Origin of the sequence: Serratia sp. HMSC15F11 (assembly GCF_001808215.1) — a bacterium.
GTDB lineage: Bacteria > Pseudomonadota > Gammaproteobacteria > Enterobacterales > Enterobacteriaceae > Serratia > Serratia nevei.
Map to the genome: position 1 here is coordinate 20,544 of NZ_KV792432.1, position 21,666 is coordinate 42,209.

At 61.8% G+C, this 21,666-nt stretch carries 21 protein-coding genes; 7 read left to right on the forward strand and 14 right to left on the reverse strand.

Features of this window, described 5'->3' with window-relative positions; genetic code table 11:
• Positions 1-4 precede the first annotated feature (4 nt).
• Together HMPREF3138_RS08520 and HMPREF3138_RS08525 are read right to left on the reverse strand one after the other, a co-directional pair.
• Entirely contained in the window at positions 5-1,198 is a 1,194-nt protein-coding gene (locus HMPREF3138_RS08520) for an amino acid aminotransferase (RefSeq protein ID WP_038874312.1), read from the reverse strand.
• A 77-nt stretch (positions 1,199-1,275) separates the two neighbouring features.
• The gene (locus HMPREF3138_RS08525; RefSeq protein WP_038874314.1) at positions 1,276-1,749 is read right to left on the reverse strand and encodes an Lrp/AsnC family transcriptional regulator; all 474 of its coding nucleotides are present in this window, start codon (positions 1,747-1,749) and stop codon (positions 1,276-1,278) included.
• Between the two features lie 215 nt (positions 1,750-1,964).
• Between HMPREF3138_RS08525 and HMPREF3138_RS08530 the strand changes: the two genes are divergently transcribed.
• The gene (locus HMPREF3138_RS08530; RefSeq protein WP_038874315.1) at positions 1,965-2,732 is read left to right on the forward strand and encodes a transporter substrate-binding domain-containing protein; all 768 of its coding nucleotides are present in this window, start codon (positions 1,965-1,967) and stop codon (positions 2,730-2,732) included.
• Positions 2,733-2,776: 44 nt separating this feature from the next.
• Here HMPREF3138_RS08530 and alr read toward each other — a convergent pair whose 3' ends face one another.
• Together alr and dnaB are read right to left on the reverse strand one after the other, a co-directional pair.
• Entirely contained in the window at positions 2,777-3,856 is a 1,080-nt protein-coding gene (gene alr, locus HMPREF3138_RS08535; protein WP_038874317.1) for an alanine racemase, read from the reverse strand.
• A 17-nt stretch (positions 3,857-3,873) separates the two neighbouring features.
• On the reverse strand, positions 3,874-5,298 hold the full coding sequence (gene dnaB / locus HMPREF3138_RS08540; protein WP_025160134.1) for a replicative DNA helicase: 1,425 nt from the start codon (positions 5,296-5,298) through the stop codon (positions 3,874-3,876).
• A gap of 167 nt (positions 5,299-5,465) precedes the next feature.
• On the opposite strand from dnaB, the gene HMPREF3138_RS08545 reads away from it, so the two are divergent.
• Positions 5,466-6,449: a quinone oxidoreductase gene (locus HMPREF3138_RS08545; RefSeq protein ID WP_038874319.1), complete on the forward strand. Its 984-nt coding sequence runs from the start codon at positions 5,466-5,468 to the stop codon at positions 6,447-6,449.
• 300 nt (positions 6,450-6,749) lie between these two features.
• On the opposite strand, the gene pspG is transcribed toward HMPREF3138_RS08545, so the two are convergent.
• The 3 genes from pspG to HMPREF3138_RS08560 form a co-directional block, all read right to left on the reverse strand.
• On the reverse strand, positions 6,750-6,968 hold the full coding sequence (pspG, locus tag HMPREF3138_RS08550; RefSeq protein WP_025304448.1) for an envelope stress response protein PspG: 219 nt from the start codon (positions 6,966-6,968) through the stop codon (positions 6,750-6,752).
• A 157-nt stretch (positions 6,969-7,125) separates the two neighbouring features.
• A complete protein-coding gene (gene dusA / locus HMPREF3138_RS08555) occupies positions 7,126-8,136 on the reverse strand; it encodes a tRNA dihydrouridine(20/20a) synthase DusA (protein WP_038874320.1) in 1,011 nt (336 codons plus the stop codon).
• Positions 8,137-8,243: 107 nt separating this feature from the next.
• Positions 8,244-8,816 (reverse strand): sugar O-acetyltransferase, encoded by a 573-nt coding sequence (locus HMPREF3138_RS08560; RefSeq protein WP_038874322.1) that lies wholly within the window; start codon positions 8,814-8,816, stop codon positions 8,244-8,246.
• 245 nt (positions 8,817-9,061) lie between these two features.
• Here HMPREF3138_RS08560 and zur point away from each other — a divergent pair, with 245 nt between their 5' ends.
• On the forward strand, positions 9,062-9,574 hold the full coding sequence (zur, locus tag HMPREF3138_RS08565) for a zinc uptake transcriptional repressor Zur (RefSeq protein WP_015379223.1): 513 nt from the start codon (positions 9,062-9,064) through the stop codon (positions 9,572-9,574).
• Between the two features lie 102 nt (positions 9,575-9,676).
• Here zur and HMPREF3138_RS08570 read toward each other — a convergent pair whose 3' ends face one another.
• The 4 genes from HMPREF3138_RS08570 to HMPREF3138_RS08585 all read right to left on the reverse strand — a co-directional run bounded on the left by HMPREF3138_RS08570 (position 9,677) and on the right by HMPREF3138_RS08585 (position 12,729).
• On the reverse strand, positions 9,677-9,886 hold the full coding sequence (locus tag HMPREF3138_RS08570) for a CsbD family protein (protein ID WP_004936743.1): 210 nt from the start codon (positions 9,884-9,886) through the stop codon (positions 9,677-9,679).
• A 315-nt stretch (positions 9,887-10,201) separates the two neighbouring features.
• Positions 10,202-11,539, reverse strand: a complete 1,338-nt coding sequence (gene dinF, locus HMPREF3138_RS08575; protein ID WP_038874323.1) for an MATE family efflux transporter DinF — start codon at positions 11,537-11,539, stop codon at positions 10,202-10,204.
• Between the two features lie 110 nt (positions 11,540-11,649).
• Positions 11,650-12,258 (reverse strand): transcriptional repressor LexA, encoded by a 609-nt coding sequence (gene lexA, locus HMPREF3138_RS08580; RefSeq protein ID WP_025160136.1) that lies wholly within the window; start codon positions 12,256-12,258, stop codon positions 11,650-11,652.
• A gap of 102 nt (positions 12,259-12,360) precedes the next feature.
• On the reverse strand, positions 12,361-12,729 hold the full coding sequence (locus HMPREF3138_RS08585; protein ID WP_038874325.1) for a diacylglycerol kinase: 369 nt from the start codon (positions 12,727-12,729) through the stop codon (positions 12,361-12,363).
• Positions 12,730-12,878: 149 nt separating this feature from the next.
• On the opposite strand from HMPREF3138_RS08585, the gene plsB reads away from it, so the two are divergent.
• The gene (plsB, locus tag HMPREF3138_RS08590; RefSeq protein WP_038874387.1) at positions 12,879-15,344 is read left to right on the forward strand and encodes a glycerol-3-phosphate 1-O-acyltransferase PlsB; all 2,466 of its coding nucleotides are present in this window, start codon (positions 12,879-12,881) and stop codon (positions 15,342-15,344) included.
• Between the two features lie 65 nt (positions 15,345-15,409).
• Here plsB and ubiA read toward each other — a convergent pair whose 3' ends face one another.
• Positions 15,410-16,282 carry a 4-hydroxybenzoate octaprenyltransferase gene (gene ubiA / locus HMPREF3138_RS08595; protein WP_038874326.1) on the reverse strand — a complete coding sequence of 291 codons (873 nt, stop codon included), beginning with the start codon at positions 16,280-16,282 and terminating at the stop codon, positions 15,410-15,412.
• A gap of 17 nt (positions 16,283-16,299) precedes the next feature.
• A complete protein-coding gene (gene ubiC / locus HMPREF3138_RS08600; protein ID WP_038874327.1) occupies positions 16,300-16,815 on the reverse strand; it encodes a chorismate lyase in 516 nt (171 codons plus the stop codon).
• 392 nt (positions 16,816-17,207) lie between these two features.
• Between ubiC and HMPREF3138_RS08605 the strand changes: the two genes are divergently transcribed.
• Genes HMPREF3138_RS08605 through HMPREF3138_RS08615 form a run of 3 tightly spaced genes read left to right on the forward strand, consistent with a single transcriptional unit; the run spans position 17,208 to position 20,621 of the window.
• Entirely contained in the window at positions 17,208-18,590 is a 1,383-nt protein-coding gene (locus HMPREF3138_RS08605) for an MFS transporter (RefSeq protein WP_038874329.1), read from the forward strand.
• A 24-nt stretch (positions 18,591-18,614) separates the two neighbouring features.
• Positions 18,615-19,616 carry a LacI family DNA-binding transcriptional regulator gene (locus tag HMPREF3138_RS08610; protein WP_038874331.1) on the forward strand — a complete coding sequence of 334 codons (1,002 nt, stop codon included), beginning with the start codon at positions 18,615-18,617 and terminating at the stop codon, positions 19,614-19,616.
• Between the two features lie 21 nt (positions 19,617-19,637).
• A complete protein-coding gene (locus HMPREF3138_RS08615) occupies positions 19,638-20,621 on the forward strand; it encodes a nucleoside hydrolase (RefSeq protein WP_038874333.1) in 984 nt (327 codons plus the stop codon).
• Between the two features lie 55 nt (positions 20,622-20,676).
• On the opposite strand, the gene malM is transcribed toward HMPREF3138_RS08615, so the two are convergent.
• Entirely contained in the window at positions 20,677-21,582 is a 906-nt protein-coding gene (gene malM / locus HMPREF3138_RS08620; protein ID WP_038874335.1) for a maltose operon protein MalM, read from the reverse strand.
• Positions 21,583-21,666 lie beyond the last annotated feature (84 nt).

The following is a 21,666-nucleotide window of genomic DNA, read 5'->3' on the forward strand; positions in this document are numbered from 1 at the left end:
GGCGTTACTGCACCGCAGCAAATGCCTCGGCCACCTGACGCACGTTGTTGTGGTTCAGGCCGGCCACGCACATGCGGCCGCTGTGGATCAGGTAGACGCCGAACTCTTCACGCAAGCGATCGACCTGCGCCGCGCTGAAGCCGGTGTAACTGAACATGCCGCGCTGCGCCAGCAGGTAATCGAAGTTGCGCTGCGGCAGCGCGCTCTTCAGGGTGTCCACCAGCGCGTGACGCATCTCGAGAATGCGGGTGCGCATGCTCTCCACCTCGTCCAGCCATTGGGTTTTCAACTGGGCGTCGTTCAGCACCTTGGCCACCAGCTGCGCGCCGAAATTCGGCGGGCTCGAGTAGTTGCGACGCACGGTGGCCTTCAGCTGGCCCAGCACGCGCCCGGCCGCCTCTTCGCTTTCGCACACCACCGACAGGCCGCCGACGCGCTCGCCGTACAGCGAGAAGATCTTCGAGAACGAGTTGCTCACCAGACACGGCAGGCCGGCCGCCGCGATGGCGCGAATGGCGTAGGCGTCCTGCTCCATGCCGCCGCCGAAGCCCTGGTAGGCGATGTCGAGGAACGGAATGATTTCACGCTCGGCGATCACCTTGACCACCTCATCCCACTGGGCAGGGGTCAGGTCGGAACCGGTCGGGTTGTGGCAGCACGGGTGCAGCAGCGCGATGCTGTGCTTCGGCAGCTGTTTCAGCGCGGCGAGCATGGCGTCGAACTTCACGCCCAGGCTTTCGCTGTCGAAATACGGGTAGGTATTCACCTTGAAACCGGCGCCGCTGAAGATGGCGACGTGGTTTTCCCAGGTCGGATCGCTGACCCACACCTGCGAATCCGGGAAGTAGCTTTTCAGGAAGTCGGCACCCACTTTCAACGCGCCGGAACCGCCTACGGTCTGAATGGTGGCGATGCGCCCCTGCTGCAGCATCGGGTGCTGCGCGCCGAACAGCAGATGCTGGATGGCGGAACGGTAGGGTTGCAGCCCTTCCATCGGCAGGTATACCGAGGCGCCGTGCTCGACGCTGTTCAACTGCGCTTGCGCCGCGGCGACCGCCCGCATCTGCGGAATGATGCCCTGCGCATCGTAGTACAGGCCGATACTCAGGTTCACCTTGTGCGCGCGCGGGTCTTGTTTGAATTTTTCCATCAGCGACAGAATGGGATCGCCGGCATAGGCGTCAACGTTCTGGAACACGGGGTTTTTCTCCTGGTTTATTGTGGTTTTGGGCACAGCGTTACGTTCCTAATATAGACGGAAAACCGCATTCGGTTTTAGCTTTCTCGCGCCACCGGCAATAAACCGTTTTCCTTGATGCGATTGAGCACCACCGCCGTTTTGATATGCGCCACGCTTTTGTGCGGCGACAGCGTCTGGCTGATGAATTCGCTCAGCGCCGGCAGGTCCGCCACCGCCACTTTCAGCAGGTAATCGGCGTCGCCGGTGGTCTTGTAAGCGTCAAGGATCGCGTCCACGTCCTCCAGCATCTGATGAAAGCTGTCGATCTGCTCCTGCGCGTGCGTGATCAGACTGACTTCGATCAGCCCCACCAGCCCCAGGCCGACCGCCTCCGGCGCCAGCCGCGCGTGGTAACCGCGGATCAGCTGTGCCTGCTCCAGACTGATGCGCCGCCGCGAACATTGGGAAGCGGAGAGCCCCACCAGCTCGCTCAGCTCCTGGTTGGTCAGACGGCCGTTGGCCTGTAACAGCGTCAGGATTTTCATATCAAAATCGTCAATGTTGTACATAGCCACCTGTAAACTGTGTTAATAAATGTTGACGTTACAGCCTACCAGTTTTTTTACCGTTGCCGACGTCACACCCTGGCGCTTAAATCGCGTACAGCAGCAACGCCCGGCGTTTTCGCCGGTAAGCGGTATAAAAAACGGCTAACTCATGCAAGCAAACGACAATTAACGGCGAAGTAACGCATAAAACCACGAATGTATAAAAAGGACGCCAGATGAAAAAGCTACTCCCCCTCGCGCTGCTGCTCGCCGCCGGCAGCGCCGGCGCGCAATCCCACCTGGATAAGGTGCTGCAGCAAAAGACCCTGGAGGTCTGCACCACCGGCGACTACAAGCCCTATACCTTCCTCAAGGAAGACGGCAGCTATGAAGGCATCGACATCGACATGGCGGAATCGCTGGCCAAGAGCCTGGGCGCGAAAGTGAAGTGGGTGAAAACCAGCTGGAAAACCCTGACGCCGGACTTCGCCTCCGGCAAGTGCGACATTGCGATGGGCGGCATCTCCGTCACATTGGAGCGGCAAAAACAGGTGTTCTTCGCCGACAAGCTGGATACCGACGGCAAGATCCCGCTGGTGCGCTGCACCGACGTGAAGAAATACCGCACTCTCGAGCAGATCAACAAACCGTCGGTGCGCCTGCTCGAGCCGGCGGGCGGCACCAACGAAGCCTTCGTGCACGCCTATCTGCCGAAGGCCAAACTGACGCTGACGCACGACAACATGAGCATTTTCCAGCAGTTGGTGGACCGCAAGGCGGACGTGATGATCACCGACGCTTCCGAGGCGCTGTACCAGCAGAAGCGCTATCCGAAGCTGTGCGCGGTGAATCCGACCAAGCCGATGCAGTACGGCGAGAAGGCCTACATGCTGCCGCGCGACGATCTGAGCTGGAAACTGTATGTGGATCAGTGGCTGCACCTGGCCAAAGCGACCGGGGAGTATCAGAAGATTATCGATAAGTGGTTGGCGGTAAAGAAGTAACCCGCTGAGAAACGGGGCCGACGCGCGTCGGCCCCTGCGGCGTATCAGTCGCCGATATATTCCATCGCCACGCGCTGCGTGAGCTTGGTGATCAGCTCGTAGGCGCTGATGCCGGTGCAGGCGGCGATGCGCTCGACCGGCAGCGCCGGCCCCCACAGCACCGCTTCATCCCCCACCTTATCGACGGCGTCCGGCCCGAGATCGACCGAAATCATGTCCATCGACACCCGGCCGACGATCGGCACTTCGCGGCCGTTGATCAGAATCGGCGTACCGGTCGGCGCGCTGCGCGGGTAGCCGTCGCCGTACCCCATCGCCACCACGCCCAGCCGGGTATCGCGCGGGCTTACCCAGGTGCCGCCGTAGCCGACCGCTTCGCCGGCCTTGTGCTCGCGCACCGCGATCAGGCTGGACTTCAGCGTCATCGCCGGCTGCAGCCCATGCTCGGCGCCGCTGCCGTTATCCAGCGGCGACACGCCGTACAGGATGATGCCGGGACGCACCCACTCGTTGTGGGCGTCCGGCCACAGCAGCGTGCCGCCGGACGCGGCGACCGAGCGCTGGCCCGGTTTGCCGCGCGCGAACTGCTCGAAGCAGGCGATTTGTTTCAGGGTGGCGTCGGACTCCGGCTCGTCGGCGCGGCTGAAGTGACTCATGATATTGACCGGCTGCGCCACGTTGCGGCAGGCGCACAGGCGCTGATAAAACGCCTCCGCCTGTTCGGGGCGCACCCCCAGCCGATGCATGCCGGTGTCGAGCTTCATCCACACCGGCACCGGGCGCGCCAGCTCGGCCAGCTCCAGCGCTTCGAGTTGCTCGATGCTGTGCACCGCGGTTTCGATGTTGTTCGCCACCAGCACCGGCAGATCTTCGGCGCTGAAGAAGCCTTCCAGCAGCAGGATCGGTTTGACGATGCCGCCGGAGCGCAGCATCAGCGCTTCGCCGATGCGCGCCACGCCGTAGCAGTCGGCGTCTTGCAGGGTGTGTGCTGTTTCCAGCAGGCCATGTCCATAAGCGTTTGCTTTCACAACGGCAATCAGGCGGCTTTGCGGCGCCTGGCGGCGCACCTGTTGCAGATTATGTCGCAGAGCGCGGCGGTCGATTACAGCGGTTGCCGCTTTCATTTCAGTTCCTTAGCTGATTATTCGTCATCGTATTGTGGCCCCGCGTAGTTGTCGAAACGCGACCACTGGCCGTTAAAGGTAAGGCGCACGGTGCCGATCGGGCCGTTACGCTGCTTACCGATAATAATTTCCGCGATCCCTTTCAGATCGCTGTTCTCGTGATACACCTCATCACGATAGATGAACATAATCAGGTCGGCATCCTGCTCGATAGAGCCGGATTCACGCAGGTCGGAGTTGACCGGGCGCTTATCGGCGCGCTGCTCCAGGCTTCGGTTCAGCTGCGACAGCGCCACTACCGGCACCTGCAGCTCCTTCGCCAGCGCCTTCAGCGAGCGCGAAATCTCGGCGATCTCCAGCGTACGGTTGTCGGACAGGGCCGGCACGCGCATCAGCTGCAGGTAGTCGATCATGATGAGGCTAAGCCCGTCGTGCTCGCGGAAAATGCGCCGCGCGCGCGAGCGCACTTCGGTCGGCGTCAGGCCGGAGGAGTCGTCGATGTACATGTTGCGCTTCTCCAGCAGGATACCCATGGTGCTGGAAATGCGCGCCCAGTCCTCGTCGTCGAGCTGGCCGGTACGGATGCGCGTCTGATCCACGCGCGACAGCGACGCCAGCATACGCATCATGATCTGTTCGCCGGGCATCTCCAGGCTGAAGATCAGCACCGGTTTTTCCTGGGTCATCGCGGCGTTTTCGCACAGGTTCATGGCGAAGGTGGTTTTCCCCATCGATGGACGGGCGGCGACGATGATCAGATCGGACTTTTGCATGCCCGCGGTTTTCTTGTTGAGGTCCTGATAGCCGGTATCGACCCCGGTCACGCCGTCGTGCGGCTGCTGATACAGCTGCTCGATACGCGATACGGTGTCTTCCAGGATGCGCTCGATGCCCTTCGGGCCTTCGTCTTTGCTGGCACGGTTCTCGGCGATTTGGAACACGCGGGATTCCGCCAGATCGAGCAGGTCTTCGCTGCTGCGCCCCTGCGGATCGTAGCCGGCGTCGGCGATCTCGTTAGCCACCGAGATCATCTCGCGCACCACCGCGCGCTCGCGCACGATGTCGGCATAGGCGCCGATGTTGGCGGCGCTCGGGGTGTTTTTCGACAGCTCGGCCAGGTAGGCGAAGCCGCCGACCGAGTCCAGCTCACCTTTCTGCTCGAGCGATTCGGACAGGGTGATGAGGTCGATAGGCTTGCTCATCTCCAGCAAACGCTGCATCTCGGTAAAGATCAGGCGGTGCGGGCGGCTGAAGAAGTCGTTGGCGACCACGCGCTCCGCCACGTTGTCCCAGCGCTCGTTATCCAGCATCAAACCGCCCAACACCGACTGCTCGGCCTCCAGCGAGTGCGGCGGCATCTTCAGCCCTTCCATCTGACGATCTCTGGAACGCTCTCTGGTTTCGTCCGCGTTTGTTTTGTTGGTTGGTTTTTTTCCTGCCATGAAACGTAGTCTTTATCCGGTTGCGAATGAAGGATCTTGACGCGAGAGTATACGTGATTTTTGCGTCATAACCGATGCAAAAAAGGTATTGAATCCCGCACGGGTGAACTGGATCTCCCATACTAAAAAGAATAGGGTGAAATCAGACACTCAAACGAGGTAACGATATGGCCAAGCGCATTCAGTTTTCCGCCACCGGCGGGCCGGAAGTCTTGCAATACGTTGATTTTACACCGCTCGATCCCGCCGCCGGCGAAGTGCAGATCGAGAACAAGGCGATCGGCATCAACTACATCGACACCTATGTGCGCAGCGGGCTGTACGCGCCGGCGAGCCTGCCGAGCGGCCTCGGCACCGAGGCGGCCGGCGTGGTGGTCAAGGTCGGCGCCGGGGTCAGCGCGATCAAACCGGGCGACCGGGTGGTGTATGCGCAGTCGTCGCTCGGTGCCTACAGCGAAGTCCACAATGTGCCCGAAGAAAAAGTGGCGCTGCTGCCGCACAACCTCAGCTTTGAGCAGGGCGCCGCTTCTTTCCTCAAAGGGCTGACGGTGCACTACCTGCTGCGCCAGACCCACGACGTGCAGCCGGGTGAGGTGTTCCTGTTCCATGCCGCCGCCGGCGGAGTTGGGCTGATCGCCTGCCAATGGGCCAAAGCGCTGGGCGCGCGCCTGATCGGTAGCGTCGGCTCCGACGAAAAGGCCGCGCTGGCGAAACAGGCCGGCGCCTGGGCCACCATCAACTACCACAAAGAGGATATCGCCCAGCGGGTGGCCGAGCTGACGCACGGCGAGAAGGTCGGCGTGGTGTACGATTCGGTGGGGCAAAGCACCTGGCAGGCCTCGCTCAACAGCCTGAAACGGCGCGGCCTGATGGTCAGCTTCGGCAACGCCTCCGGCCCGGTGACTGGCGTCGATCTGGCGCTGCTGAATCAGAAGGGCTCACTGTACGTCACTCGCCCTTCCCTTAACGGCTACATCACCAACCGCGCCGAGCTGCAGTACGCCAGCAACGAGCTGTTCTCGCTGATCGGCAGCGGCGCCATTCGGGTGGAGGTGAAAGACGAGCAGAAATTTGCGCTGGCCGACGCCCAGCGGGCGCACCAGGTGCTGGAAAGTCGCAGCACCAGCGGCTCCAGCCTGCTGATCCCCTGATAGCGGCAAAAGAAAAGGGCTCCTTACGGAGCCCTTTCTGTTACTGCGTTTTGTAGGGGTAGAGCAGAGTCCGCCAGAGACAGGGGGTTGCTTCAGCAACACGAATTTTGGTTGTCTCTCACGGTGATGAAATTGGTCGCATCACTGCATCGACAAACATCCTAACAGCCCCGTCCGGCAAAAAACACGCTTTATGTGCCACATCGCGCGGTAAAACTGCCAAGCTGTGATCGCTGCCGCATTAGCGGGGCGGCAAGTTGTGCAAGTTTCATCGCGACTGACTGATTATTCAGCGAAAAATCAGTAACGCCTGGCCTGTGGTTTCTGCATCGAACGGTAAATCCATACCCCGACGACCGCCAAAATCAGCCACGGCAGCAGCTTGATGACCACCGCGAACAACCCGCCCAACAGCATGAACGCCGCCGCCACCAACAGCGCAGCGAAGATCCCCAGCAGCGAGATGCCGGTCACCATCAGCATCACCACAAAGCCAATGAGAAAGAAGATTTCCAACATGATTGCTCCTTTGCAACTCAACGTATCTGCAGAGGGAATTACAAGAAACGTGCCAGAACGACGAAAGGGCTAACCTATTGAAAAAACAGGGTAGGCATCCGGCAACGCGCCGAATGCCTGGCAAAAAAGACTAACTGTTGGTCAAAATTTTTGTGGGTTACGCCATTTCCACACGCGGCTGACGCACCAGCGCCAGCGCCTGCTCCACCACTCGCGCATCGGCACCCGGCTTGTGGGCGTTCTCGCTCAGGTGGCGACGCCACTGGCGCGCGCCCGGCACGCCCTGGAACAAACCGAGGATGTGGCGGGTGATGTGGCCGAGATAGGTGCCGTTGGACAGCTCGCGCTCGATATACGGATACAGCGCTTCGACGATCGCCACACTGTCCGGCACTGCGGTCTGCGCGCCGAACAGTTCGCTGTCGACCCGCGCCAGGATGCCCGGATTCTGGTACGCCTCGCGCCCCATCATCACGCCGTCCAGATGCTGCAGATGCTGCTGCGCCTCTTCCAGCGTTTTCACCCCGCCGTTGATGGCGATGGTCAGCGCCGGGAAATCCCGCTTCAGCTGATAAACGCGCGGGTAGTCCAGCGGCGGCACTTCGCGGTTCTCTTTCGGGCTGAGGCCGGAGAGCCAGGCCTTGCGCGCGTGGATGGTGAACATGTCGCACTCGCCGCGCCCGGCGACGGTTTGGATAAAGTCGCACAGGAAGGCGTAGCTGTCCTGATCGTCGATGCCGATGCGGGTCTTCACCGTCACCGGGATCGACACCACATCGCGCATCGCCTTGATGCAGTCGGCGACCAGCGTCGCCTGCCCCATCAGACAGGCGCCGAACATGCCGTTTTGCACGCGATCGGACGGGCAGCCGACGTTGAGGTTAATCTCGTCGTAACCGCGCTGCTCCGCCAGTTTGGCGCAGTGCGCCAACGCGGCCGGATCGCTGCCGCCCAGCTGCAGCGCCACCGGATGCTCTTCTTCACTGTAGGCCAGGTAGTCGCCCTTGCCGTGAATGATCGCGCCGGTGGTCACCATTTCGGTGTACAGCAGCGTTTCCTTGGTCAGCAGGCGGTGGAAGTAACGGCAATGACGATCGGTCCAGTCGAGCATCGGCGCGATGGAGAAACGATTGGCGGCGTAGGTTGGGGCTTGGTTGTCTTTCGTCATGCTGAGTTACTGGCTACCTGAGTCTGTCTTCAACGAACGGCGCACGGCCGCAAACGGCTATTATAACGACAATCGGTGCCGTTGGGAAAACCGCCTTCGCTTCCCCCCTATTCCAACGTGCGGATAACCCGGCACGGCTGCCCCAGCGCCAGCACATTGGCCGGGATGTCGCCGGTCACGATGCTGCCCGCGCCGATAGTCGTGCCGTCGCCGATGGTCACGCCCGGCAAGATCACCACGTTACCGCCGATCCATACGTTGCTGCCGATGGACACCGGCTGCGCCGAGGTGCGGAAAGGAAAGGCCGGGTCGCCGGTAAAGCGTTCGCCGGCCTTCAGCGGGTGGCTCGGCGTGTAGATTTGCACGTTGGGGCCGATCAGCGTGTTATCGCCGATGGTGATGGTATTGCAGTCGAGGAACACCGCATTGACGTTGATAAAACAGTTTTTACCGATGCAGACATGCTGCCCGTAGTCGCACCAGAACGGCGTTTCGATCCAGCTCGCCTCACCCCAGGCACCGAACAGTTCGCCGAGCAGGCGGTTTTTCTCGTCCGCCTGATGCGAATCCAGCGCCCCCAGGCTTTTGGTCAACGCCCTGGCCCGATGGTACATCGCAATCAGTTCTTCATCGCGGCTGTTGTACTCCAGGCCGCTTAACAGCTTCTCTCTTTCCGTCATCACACAAGGCTCCTGTTCGTCACGCGGGTGAAGCGCGTTATACCGCTCTCGCCAGCGGCTCTCCAGCGCTAAAATCGGCAACGTTGATTTGCCGCCCGGCGGAGGGGAAAAGTTGTGACACATCTCTCTTTTAGCGCACTCAGCGCGCCTTTCCCTGCGCAATCCTCAGGGGAAAAGGGGGCAACTCTCGGCGATTCGCCGTAATCATGGTAAAATCGGCTTTTTTACGTACCGGGATATTTGCGATGAACTCAACCACCCAGGAAAAGCTGCTGGCGCAGGCGGAACGCCTCTGCCAACAACGCAATGTGCGATTGACGCCGCAACGGCTGGAAGTGCTGCGTCTGATGACTCAGCAACCCGGTGCAATCAGCGCTTATGACCTGCTCGATCTGCTGCGCGTCGCCGAACCGCAGGCCAAGCCGCCGACGGTCTATCGCGCGCTGGATTTTCTGCTGGAGCAAGGGTTTATCCATAGAGTGGAGTCCGCCAACAGCTACGTGCTGTGCCACCACTTCGAACAGCCGATGCACACATCCGCACTGTTTATCTGCGACCGCTGCGGCCAGGTGACCGAACGCACTACCGAAGGCGTAGAGGAAACGCTGCAGAAGCTGGCGCAGGAAGCCGGATTTGCGCTGCGGCACAGCGTGGTGGAAGCGCACGGCCTGTGCGCCGGCTGCGTGGAGGTTGAGGCGTGCGACAGCAAGCATGACTGCGCCGAACACGATCACAGCATCGCCATCAAGAAGAAGTAAGACGAAGTCAGGTACTTCCCTGTACCTGCGGCCGGGGCGCCAGAGGATGAGAGCGACGCCGGCCTGCGCTGGGCAAGCTGCCTTCAATGGCGGCCCTGCAAATTACCAGCGGTGTTTGGTGTGATCTTCCCAGGCTTTCACCTCTTTCTCGGCCGCCTCTTTCTGGTAACCGTAGCGCTCCTGGATTTTGCCGACCAGCTGTTCGCGTTTCCCTTCGATGACCGTCAGATCGTCATCGGTCAGCTTGCCCCATTTTTCCTTCACTTTGCCTTTAAGCTGCTTCCAGTTACCGTCGGCTTGATCTTTATTCATCGTCTCTCCGTTAACCTGCGGTGAATCAGTGATCCCTGTCGCCGACCGGGGTTAACCAGAAATTTTCCTGGCCGATACGCCCTTCACCTTAAGGAATATCGCTCCCCATCATTCGCCAGCCACATGATTCATTCTAGTTAAACATGGAAACAAAAAAGCCAAATACCAGAATAAAAAACCATTAAGAAATAAAATAAAAATAAAAAACGCCAACAAACAACGAACTAAGCCGGGCAGAACCTGGCTGAAAACATGTAAGCAAACATGAATAAAAATATAAGATAAATTAATTATTAACCCAACAAAGCGCCCGGTTTAGCGTGCGGTAAACCAGCTGCCGCGCACCTGATGGCGGTGCCAAATCCAGCCCAGCGCCAGACCGCGCAGCGCCAAAAACACCGCCAACGCCAGCCAGAGCCCGTGGTTGCCAAGCAGCGGCACGCTGAACAGCGCCAGACCGTATCCTGCCGCGGCCACTGCCATGCTGTTGCGCATCTCGGCACCGCGCGTGGCGCCGATAAACATGCCGTCCAGCAAATAACACCACACTCCGACCAGCGGCAGGATGACCTGCCACGGTAAATAGTGGGCGGCCAACGCACGCAGCTCCGGCAAGGAGGTCAACGCCGCCACGATCTGCTGACCGGTAACGGCATACGCCAGGGCGAAGCCCAGCGCGACCAGCCCTGCCTGCCTGCAGGCCGCGTGCCACACCTTACGCAGCTGGCTGTCGTCCCGGGCACCGTAGGCGTGGCCCGAATGGGCTTCCACCGCATAAGCGAAGCCGTCGAGCGCATAGGCGGTGAACGTCAGCAGATTCATCAATACCGCGTTGACCGCCACCACGTCGCTTCCCAGGCGAGCGCCGAAGATGGTCAGCGATGTAAAGCACAGCTGCAGCAACAGTGAACGCAACATGATGTCGCGGTTAAGCGCCAGCAGCCGACGCAGATCGCCACGCCAGGCCTGGCGCAGCATCGGCAGGGTGATACCGCGCAGGCGCATCACCCGCCACGCCAGCCACAGGCCGAGCAGCAGCGTGGCGTATTCGGCGATGGCGGTTGCCGCCGCCGCCCCTCGCACGTTACAGCCCAGGCCCATCACCAGCCAGATATCCAGCACGATGTTCAGCAGGTTGCCGACAATCAGCAGGATCACCGGCGCACGCACGTACTGCACGCCGAGCAGCCAGCCCAGCAGCACCAGATTAGCCAGCGCCGCCGGAGCACTCAGCCAACGAATCTCAAGAAAACGCCGCGCCTGTTCCAGCACCTCGCCATTGCCGCCGACAATCTGCAGCGCCAGTTCGATCAGCGGATAGCGCAGCAGGACGATCGCTCCCCCGGCCAGCAGCGCCAGCAGCAGCGGCTGCATAAAGGCGCGCGCCAGCGCCTGCGGGTTTTGTGCCCCCAGCGCCTGCGCCGCCAGGCCGGTGGTGCTCATGCGCAGGAACAACAGCAGCATGAACAGGAAGCTGGTCGCCACCGCGCCGATCGCGACGCCCCCCAGGTAGATCGGGCTGTCGAGGTGGCCGATCACCGCGGTGTCCACCAGCCCGAGCAGCGGTACGGTGATATTGGAGAAAATCATTGGCAGAGCCAGGCGCCACAGGGCTTTATCGGTGTCGCTGGTGAAGGCGGAAATCAAGCGCATGATGAGATGTTCCCGTAGCAGTGGCGAAAGGCAGGGTCAGAAACAAAAACGCCCCAGAACAGGGGCGATTGATACAAGAGGCGGCACTGAGGGTGCGACGGGTGCGACGATTAAATCCAGTCGCCGTTGCGGATCACGCCGACCGCCAACCCTTCGATAGTGAAATTCTGCTGGCGCAGATCGACCACGATCGGTTGGAATTCGTTGTTCTCCGGCAGCAGCTCGACCACGTTGCCGTGTTTTTTCAGGCGCTTGACCGTCACTTCGTCTTCGATGCGCGCCACCACGACCTGGCCGTTGCGCACGTCTTGCGTTTTGTGCACCGCCAGCAGATCGCCGTCCAGAATGCCGATGTCGCGCATCGACATGCCGTTCACCCGCAGCAGGAAATCGGCGCTCGGTTTAAACAGGGAAGGATCCACTTGGTAGTGCCCTTCGATGTGCTGCTGCGCCAGCAGCGGCTCGCCGGCGGCGACGCGGCCAATCAGCGGCAGCCCTTCTTCTTCTTCCATCAACAGGCGGATACCGCGCGAGGCACCGGAGACGATTTCGATCACGCCTTTGCGTGCCAGCGCCTTCAGGTGTTCTTCGGCGGCGTTAGGCGAGCGGAACCCCAGACGCATCGCGATCTCGGCACGCGTTGGCGGCATGCCCGTTTGCGAAATATGATCGCGAATCAGATCGTAGACCTCTTGCTGTCTGGTAGTTAGTGCTTTCATTCCGCCCCCTGTTTGTTTATACAGTCTTGCTGTGAGTATATACAGGTAAGCGCGGATTGGGAACCGAAGAATAAATAAAAATCAGTCAGTAGGCGCCTTTCGTCAGCCGAAATGCTGCCATAAGACCGTACCCCAAACGAACAGCGCCAGTACGATCGCCAGCGACACCGCCGCCGATCCCATGTCCTTGGCCCGCCCGGAGAGCTCGTGATGTTCGCTGCCGATGCGATCCACCACCGCCTCGATCGCACTGTTCAGGATCTCGACGATCATCACCAGCGCTACCGATCCGATCAATAAAATGCGCGCTATCGCACCCACATCCAGCCAGACAGCCAGTATGATAGCCAGAACGGTCACCACCAGTTCCTGGCGGAAAGCCGCTTCATGCTGCCAGGCGGCGGAAAGCCCTTTATAGGAATAGCCGGCGGCCTTGATGATGCGGGTCAGTCCGGTTGCTTGGTTTGCCATGTTTTCGTGCCTTTCTCAGAGGTCGGTCATAATAAAAAGAGTCTAGAACAGTCCGCGCTGACGGCTCTCGGTTTTCGAACACCACAGATCTGCTACCCGGTTTCTGGTATGCTTGCGGCGCATTGCTAACAAGAGGCTTCACGTTGTTTATGTCAGGTTGGCGTAAAATTTATTATAAAATATTGAATTTACCACTTAAATTGTTGGTAAGAAGTAAGGTCATCCCTTCAGATCCGGTTACCGAGCTAGGGTTGGATCCCTCACGGCCGATTTTGTATGTTTTACCTTACAATTCCAAGGCGGATTTGCTGACGCTGCGCACCCAGTGCCTGGCGCAGGATCTGCCCGATCCGCTCAACTCGCTGGAGATCGACGGCACCGTGCTGCCGAGCTACGTGTTCATTCACGACGGCCCGCGCGTGTTCCGCTATTACACCCCGAAAGAAGAGTCGGTAAAGCTGTTCCACGACTATCTGGATCTGCACCGCAGCAACCCGGATCTCGACATTCAGATGCTGCCGGTTTCGGTGATGTTCGGCCGCTCGCCGGGCCGCGAAGGCCACGGCACGCCGCACCTGCGTCTGTTGAACGGCGTGCAGAAATTCTTCGCCGTGCTGTGGCTCGGCCGCGACAGCTTCGTGCGTTTCTCCAACACCGTTTCGCTGCGCCGCATGGCCACCGAGCACGGCACGGATAAAACCATCGCGCAGAAACTGGCGCGCGTGGCGCGCATGCACTTCTCGCGCCAGCGCCTGGCCGCAGTGGGCCCGAGCCTGCCGGCCCGTCAGGATCTGTTCAACAAGCTGTTGGCGTCCAAAGCGATCGAAAAAGCGGTCGAGGACGAAGCGCGCAGCAAGAAGATCTCGCACGAGAAAGCCCAGCAGAACGCCATCGCGCTGATGGAAGAGATCGCCGCCGATTTCTCCTACGAAACCGTGCGCCTGTCCGACCGCGTGCTGAGCTGGACCTGGAACCGGCTGTATCAGGGCATCAACGTCACCAACGCCGAGCGCGTGCGCCAGCTGGCGCAGGACGGCCACGAGATCGTCTACGTGCCCTGCCACCGTAGCCACATGGACTACCTGCTGCTGTCCTACGTGCTGTATCACCAGGGCCTGGTGCCGCCGCACATCGCCGCGGGCATCAACCTCAACTTCTGGCCGGCCGGCCCGATCTTCCGCCGCCTGGGCGCGTTCTTCATCCGCCGCACCTTCAAGGGCAACAAGCTGTACTCGACGGTGTTCCGCGAATACCTCGGCGAGCTGTTCACCCGCGGCTACTCGGTGGAATACTTTGTGGAAGGTGGCCGTTCCCGCACCGGGCGTCTGCTGGAGCCGAAGACCGGCACCCTGTCGATGACCATCCAGGCGATGCTGCGCGGCGGCACCCGTCCGATCACGCTGGTGCCGATTTACATCGGTTACGAGCACGTGATGGAAGTGGGCACCTACGCCAAAGAGCTGCGCGGCGCCACCAAGGAAAAAGAGAGCCTGCCGCAGATGCTGCGCGGCCTGCGCAAGCTGCGCAATCTGGGCCAGGGTTATGTCAACTTCGGCGAGCCGCTGCCGTTGACCGCTTACCTCAACCAGAACGTGCCGCAGTGGCGCGAGTCGATCGATCCGATCGAAGCTCAGCGCCCAAGCTGGCTGACGCCGACGGTCAACGATCTGGCCGGCCAGATCATGGTGCGCATCAACAATGCCGCCGCGGCCAACGCCATGAACCTGTGTTCCACCGCGCTACTGGCTTCGCGCCAGCGTTCGCTAACCCGCGAACAGCTGGTCGAACAGCTCGAGTGCTACCTGCAGCTGATGCGCAACGCGCCTTACGCACGTGACGTTACCGTGCCGACGCAAACGCCGGACGAGCTGCTGGATCACGCGCTGAACATGAACAAGTTCGAGGTGGAGAAGGACAACATCGGCGACATCATCATCCTGCCGCGCGAGCAGGCGGTGCTGATGACCTATTACCGCAACAACATCCACCACCTGCTGGTGCTGCCGTCGCTGATCGCCAGCATCGTGATGCATCATCGCCGGGTATCACGCGCCGAACTGCTGCGTCAAATCGGCATGATCTACCCGATGCTGAAAGCCGAGCTGTTCCTGCATAACGACAAGGAACAGCTGCCGGAGGTGCTGCAGCCGGTGATCGACGAGTTGATCCGTCAACAGCTGATCTGCGACAAAGGCGACGAGCTGGTGCTGAACCCGGCGCGCATTCGCCCGCTGCAGCTGCTGGCCGCCGGGGTGCGCGAAACCCTGCAACGCTACGCCATCACCATGTCGATCCTCAGCGCCAACCCGAGCATCAACCGCGGCGCGCTGGAGAAAGAGAGCCGCATCATGGCGCAGCGTCTGTCGGTGCTGCACGGCATCAACGCGCCGGAGTTCTTCGACAAGGCGGTGTTCTCCACCCTGGTGGCGACGCTGCGCGAAGAAGGCTATATCAACGACAGCGGCGATGCGATACGCGAGCACACCCTTGAGGTGTACAACATGCTGAGCGATCTGATCACGCCGGAAATCAAGCTGACCATCGAAAGCGTCAACATGCCGGCAGAGACCAACACCCTGCCGCAAGCCGACGCGGAAGAAGAGCAGGACGAGTGATGTCGTCCGGCACAGAAACACAAAAGGCACCCCTGGGGTGCCTTTTTTCTTGCTTTGCGAAACCGTTACGCCGGCAGATAGCTCAGCGCAATGCCGATAAATACCACCAACCCGACATAGTTGTTCTGCAGGAAGGCCTTGAAGCAGGCTTCGCGCTCGCGGCCGGCGATCTGTTTCTGCTGGTGAATGAACAGCGCGCCCGCCAGCAGCAGCGACCAGTAAAACGCCCCGCCGAGCTGCGCCAGATAACCGACCCACACCAGCAGCAACAGCGTCACGAACTGCAGCAGCCCGACGATCAGCTTGTCATAACGGCCGAACAGGATAGCGGTGGATTTGATGCCGATCTTCAGATCATCGTCGCGATCGACCATCGCATACAGCGTGTCGTAGGCCACCGTCCAGCAGATGTTGGCCAGCAGCAGCAGCCAGCAGCTGAGCGGCAGCGATTCGCTGACCGCCGCATAGCCCATCGGAATGCCCCAGCCGAACGCGGCGCCCAGCACGAACTGCGGCAGGTTGGTCACCCGCTTCATGAACGGATACACCCAGGCCAGCGCCAGCGCCGCCAGCGACAGCCAGATGGTCATCGCATTGAGCGTCAACACCAGGCAGAACGAGATCAGCACCAGCACCGCGAACAGCACCTTTGCCTCTTTCGCGCTCACCCGGCCGCTCGGCATCGGCCGCCCGGCAGTGCGTTTCACGTAGCCGTCCACCGCGCGATCGGCATAGTCATTCACCACGCAGCCGGCAGCGCGCATCAGGAACACGCCGAGCACGAACACCAGCAAAATCGACAGCGACGGCACGCCTTTCCCGGCCAGCCACAGCGCCCACAGCGTCGGCCACAGCAGCAACAGCGTGCCGATCGGTTTATCAATGCGCATCAAATGGCTGTAAGCCCGCCATTTACTTTGAGTCACGCTTCCCTCCAAGGTCTTGCTCTCCTCTCTTATGCAGGAACCGCTGAATACAGCGGTGAAGCCGGTAAAAACAGTTCGGTCAGCAACAGCGGTTTGCCCGCCAGCCGCAGCCGTGAACGGCGCGCCCACAGCGCATCCTGTCGGCCGATATGGATATAGTCGCGGGTCAGATCGCCGCTGCTGAACAGGTAGCGTCCCAGCGGCAGCGTGCCCAGATCCACCAGCGCCTGGTCGGGGCCGGTCAGCGTATTTTCCGGGATCACCGTGCGCCCCAGCAGCCAGGGCTGGTCGTCGCCCAGCAGCACCACTTCGCGCAACCAGTAGCGCGGGCTGTCGGGCAGGTGGTTCGCCTCGTCGCCCAGCGCCTCGCGCGTGACGAAGCATTCGCGCTGCGGTTCGACGCGCACCTGGGCGCAATGGCGTTCAAATCGGCGGGTCATGGAGCCTAACTCCATCAGCCAGTCGCTGACGGCGGCGGGCGCCGGAGGATCCTGTTCGGACAACCACTCCAGCGGCGGCAGGATGGAATCCCTGATGCCAGACATTGTTTTACTCCTCGCCTGAGCCGCGGCCGGTACGGCGCGCCAGACGATACAAACTGTTAACAGGCCCCCATTGTAGCGCAGAAATACGAAAGCGGCAGGCTGATTCGTGGCGAAAACGGCGGTGGCTTCCGCCGGAAAAACCGGGCTCCTGTCATCTTTTTGCCATCCGCGTTCTCTATCTTCGTTCCCCGGCACGATGACGATTCTGTGATCGCCTGCAAAGTTTCATCTTTGTCGCGTTGTTTTATCTACGCGCGTAGATACTCTGACACCGCAGCGTTGAATCGCCATGCGTCCGACATCATTTGTCGGCACACCTTTGTTGCCGGCACCAGGGAAACCATCTTTAACCGCGCCCCTCCGGGCGCAGAACAAAAGAGGATAGCACTGCCATGAGCGAAACAACGCTTGCCACTTCACAGACCGCCGACGCCGCGCTGGCGGCCGATGAACGCCTGGCAACCAAAGAGGGGCGCAGCCAATTTTGGCGCGCCACCTTCTCCTGCTGGCTCGGCACCGCCATGGAATACGTCGATTTCGCGCTGTACGGCCTGGCGGCCGGCATGGTGTTCGGCGACGTGTTCTTCCCCGAGGCCACGCCGCTGGTCGCCCTGCTGGCCAGCTTCGCCACCTACTCCGTCGGCTTCGTCGCGCGGCCGATCGGCGCGCTGGTGTTCGGCTGGATCGGCGATCGCAAAGGCCGCCGCGTGGTGCTGATCACCACCGTGGCGCTGATGGGCCTCTCCACCACGCTGATCGGCCTGATCCCGTCCTATGCGCAAATCGGCGTTTGGGCGCCCACCTGCCTGGTGATCCTGCGCTTCGCGCAGGGGTTCGGCGCCGGCGCGGAGCTGTCCGGCGGCGCGGTGATGCTGGCGGAATACGCGCCGGCCAAACGGCGCGGGCTAGTGGCGTCAATCATCGCCATCGGCTCCAACAGCGGCACCCTGCTGGCGTCGCTGGTGTGGCTGCTGGTACTGCAGCTCGACAAGGAAGACCTGATGAGCTGGGGCTGGCGCATTCCGTTCCTCGCCAGCATTCTGATCGCCGGCGTGGCGCTGTACCTGCGCCGCCACGTGCGGGAAACGCCGGTCTTCGAGCGCGAGCTGCAGCAAAACCACCAGCGCATGCTGGACGCCGCCCAGGCCACACCGGATACGCGCAGCTACCTGCAGCGCACCAAGGCGTTCTGGGTGATGCTCGGCCTGCGCATCGGCGAAAACGGCCCTTCCTACCTGTGCCAGGGCTTTATCGTCGGCTACGTCGCCAAGGTGCTGATGGTCGATAAATCGGTGCCGGCGCTGGCGGTGCTGATCGCCTCGCTGTGCGGTTTTCTGGTGATCCCGCTGGCCGGCTGGCTGTCTGACCGCTTCGGCCGCCGCGTCACCTACCGGTGGTTCTGCCTGCTGCTGGTGCTGTACGCCTTCCCGGCGTTCTGGCTGCTCGACAGCCGTGAACCGGCGATCGTCATCTCGGTGATCGTGGTCGGCATGTGCATCGCGTCGCTGGGGATCTTCGGCGTGCAGGCGGCCTATGGCGTCGAACTGTTCGGCGTGAAGAACCGCTACTCCAAAATGGCGTTCGCCAAGGAGCTCGGTTCAATCCTCTCCGGCGGTACTGCGCCGCTGATCGCCACCGCGCTGCTGTCCGGTTTCGGTCACTGGTGGCCTGTCGCCGCCTATTTTGTTGTAATGGCGGGCATCGGCTTAATCACCACCTTCTTTGCTCCCGAAACCCGCGGCCGCGATCTCAACCTGCCGCAGGATGCCGCGTAGCGAGAAGGCGAACAGGACCTCAATGTGGATAATCACTCCGCGCGACGCGTTACCCGCGCCGACGTGGCCCGCGTAGCGGGCACCTCCGTCGCCGTGGTCAGCTATGTGATCAACAACGGCCCGCGCCCGGTGGCGGAAGCCACCCGGTTGCGCGTGCTGGCGGCGATCGAGCAGACCGGCTACCGGCCGAACGACATCGCGCGGGCGCTGGCCTCCGGCAGCACGCAAACCTACGGGCTGGTGGTGCCGGATATTTCCAACCCGTTCTTCGCCACCCTGGCGCGGGCGCTGCAGCAGGAAGCCTTCAGCCGCGGCCGCGTGCTGCTGCTGGGCGACGCCGGCGACGATCGTCAGCGCGAGTATGAGCTTATCAACAACCTGCTGCGCCGCCAGGTCGACGGCCTGCTGTACACCAGCGTCGATCGCCACCCGTGGTTCGATCTGATCCGCGCCTCCGGCACGCCCTGCGTAATGATAGACACCATCGACAGCCAGGCCGGCGTCTGTGCCATTCGCGTCGACGAGCGCGACGCCGCCTGCCAGGCAACCCGCCATCTGCTGCAACACGGCTATCGCGACATCGGCATTTTTATCGGCCCGCTGACCATGCTCAACGCGCAGGATCGCCTGAACGGCTGGCGCGATGCGCTGCTGGAGGCGGGCATTGCGCCACGCGACGAGTGGATTTTCGAAGTACCCTACACCCGCCAGGGCGGTTACCAGGCCACCCAGCGCCTGGTGCAAGGCCCACGCCCGCGCGCCGTTTTCACCTCTAACGAGCAGCAGGCGCTCGGCTGCCTGTCGGCGCTGGCGGAGCATGGGCTGCGCGCGCCGGACGATCTGGCGCTGATCTGTTTTAACGGCACGCAGCAATCCGAATTCAGCGTGCCGCCGCTCAGCGCAGTCGAGCAGCCGATCGACGCCATGGCCAAGCGGGCCATCGCCATGATGGCCGCCGGTGCCGCGCCCGCCGAGCTGCATGAATTCGCTTTTCAACTGCGCATCCGCCGTTCCTGCGGCTGTTAGCGGTTTTTCAGGACACCTTATATGCGTTTAATCATTGATTGCGATCCCGGCAACGGCGTTCCCGGCGCCAACGTCGACGACGGCCTGGCGCTGGCCCTGGCGCTGGCGGCCAAACCGCAGCTGCAGCTGGAGCTGATCAGCATCGTGGCCGGCAACACCCCGCGTGAAGTGGGTTTCGCCGTCGCCACCGAGCTGCTGGCGCAGAGCGGCTATCAGGTGCCGGTCGCCCTCGGCGCGGCGCGCGCCCTGAGCGAGCCGCCGGAGCCGTGGCGCGCGCATCTGGACCGCCCAATCGCCGATCCGAAGCTGGCGGCGCTGTGGCGTGACCTGCCCGCGCCCTCGCTGGCCAACGCGCCCGCACCGGACGCCGCCATCGCCATCGGCGAACTGATCTGCCGGCATCCCGGCGAGATCACGCTGGCGGCGATCGGCCCGCTGACCAACGTTGCGCATGCCATGCAGCTTTACCCGCAGATGGCGCAGGCGGTGAAAGAGATTGTGATCATGGGCGGCGTGTTCAACGTCGACGGGTACATCAAGGACACCAATTTCGGTTTGGATCCGGAAGCGGCGCGGCTGGTGTTGAACAGCGGCGCCACCATCACGCTGGCACCGCTGGATGTCACCACTCAGACCATGCTGACCCAGGCGGATCTGGCCGCGTTGACCCAGCCGGATACCCCGCTGTGCCGCTATTTACGCGCCACCACGCGGCCGTGGATCGACTATTCACGCCATACGCGGCACCTGCCGGGCTGTTGGATCCATGATGCGTTGGTGATCGCCTGGCTGCTGGCGCCGCAGCTGGTCACCACCGAGATGTTCCATGTAGATGTGGCGCTGGAAGGGGCGTTGACGCGCGGCAGCTCACGCCGCTGGCGGCCGGACAGCCTGCGCCTGACGGTCGGCATGCCGGCGCCGCAGGGCAAGCCGGTGCGTGTCATGCAGCAGGTAGACAACGCTCGTCTGTTGGCGTTGATCGGCGCAACGCTGGCCCGCGGATGAAAAAAGGTGCGCCAAAGCGCACCAATCATCGAGCCAGCATCGGCAGCGCCGGGTGTTACCCCTTGCCTTTAACGCTGCTGATAAACGTTTTACGCGCGGTGGTCGAGCCCAGTTTCTCGGCCTCATTCATCAGTTTCAGCGCCTTGTCGATATCGCCCGCCTTCACCGCCTGTTTGATGCCGTTATTAAAGTAGCTTTCGGTATCGTTGAGCATCGGCTCCGCCGGTTTCTCCGGCGCCGGTGCTGGTGCAGCCACGGCGGCAGGGGCGGTCGAGCCCACCACCACCGGCGCCACGGTCGGCGCAGGCTGCAGCATGCCGATCATCACGTTGCCGGTGCCCTGTTCAGCGGTGACCTTAAGCTTCAGCGTGCCGGTCGTCGCGTGGCCGGCGATCGGATCCGGGATATCCGGCACCGCGTTGCCCACGCCCTGCGCATAGGCCTTGGCCGGGTTAGTCAGCTGCGTGGTTTTCGCCAAGTCCTGACGAGTGGTGTACACCAACAGGTAAATCTGTTTTTGACCGAGCGCCGGCGTCAGTTTCAGCGTGCCTTCGAGGCGATCGGAGGACATCGCCCCCGGCGGCTGGTAAGGGAAGTAGCTGCTCGGGTAATACGCCGCCGGGCGCAGATGCTCGTCCAGCACCAGCACGCTCGGCGCATACAGCGAATTGTTTTTGGCAAGGCTGCTCAGCGTCACTTCCAGCGAACCGCGATCGGCCGGCAGCGTATAGGCGGCGATCGCCCCCTGAATCTCGCCCTGATTGAGTTGCGGGCTGACGGCGTCGAGCTTCACCTCTTGCGACACCGGCGGCTGCAGCGGCTGCCACGGCAGGCTTTGCAGCGTGGCGGCGCTGATGGCCGGCGCGACGGAAACGTTGGCCGGCGTCTCGGCGTTGGCCGCCAAAGGCGCGCCGACGGTCAGCGCCAGCGACAGGCAGAGTGACAGCAGATTCTTTTTCATCGTTATATCCTCTTTCAGCGCCACGGCGAATCAGGCAAGAGATCCGGCCGCAGCAAATGCGGTTGGGGGAGAGCCTGCAGCCCT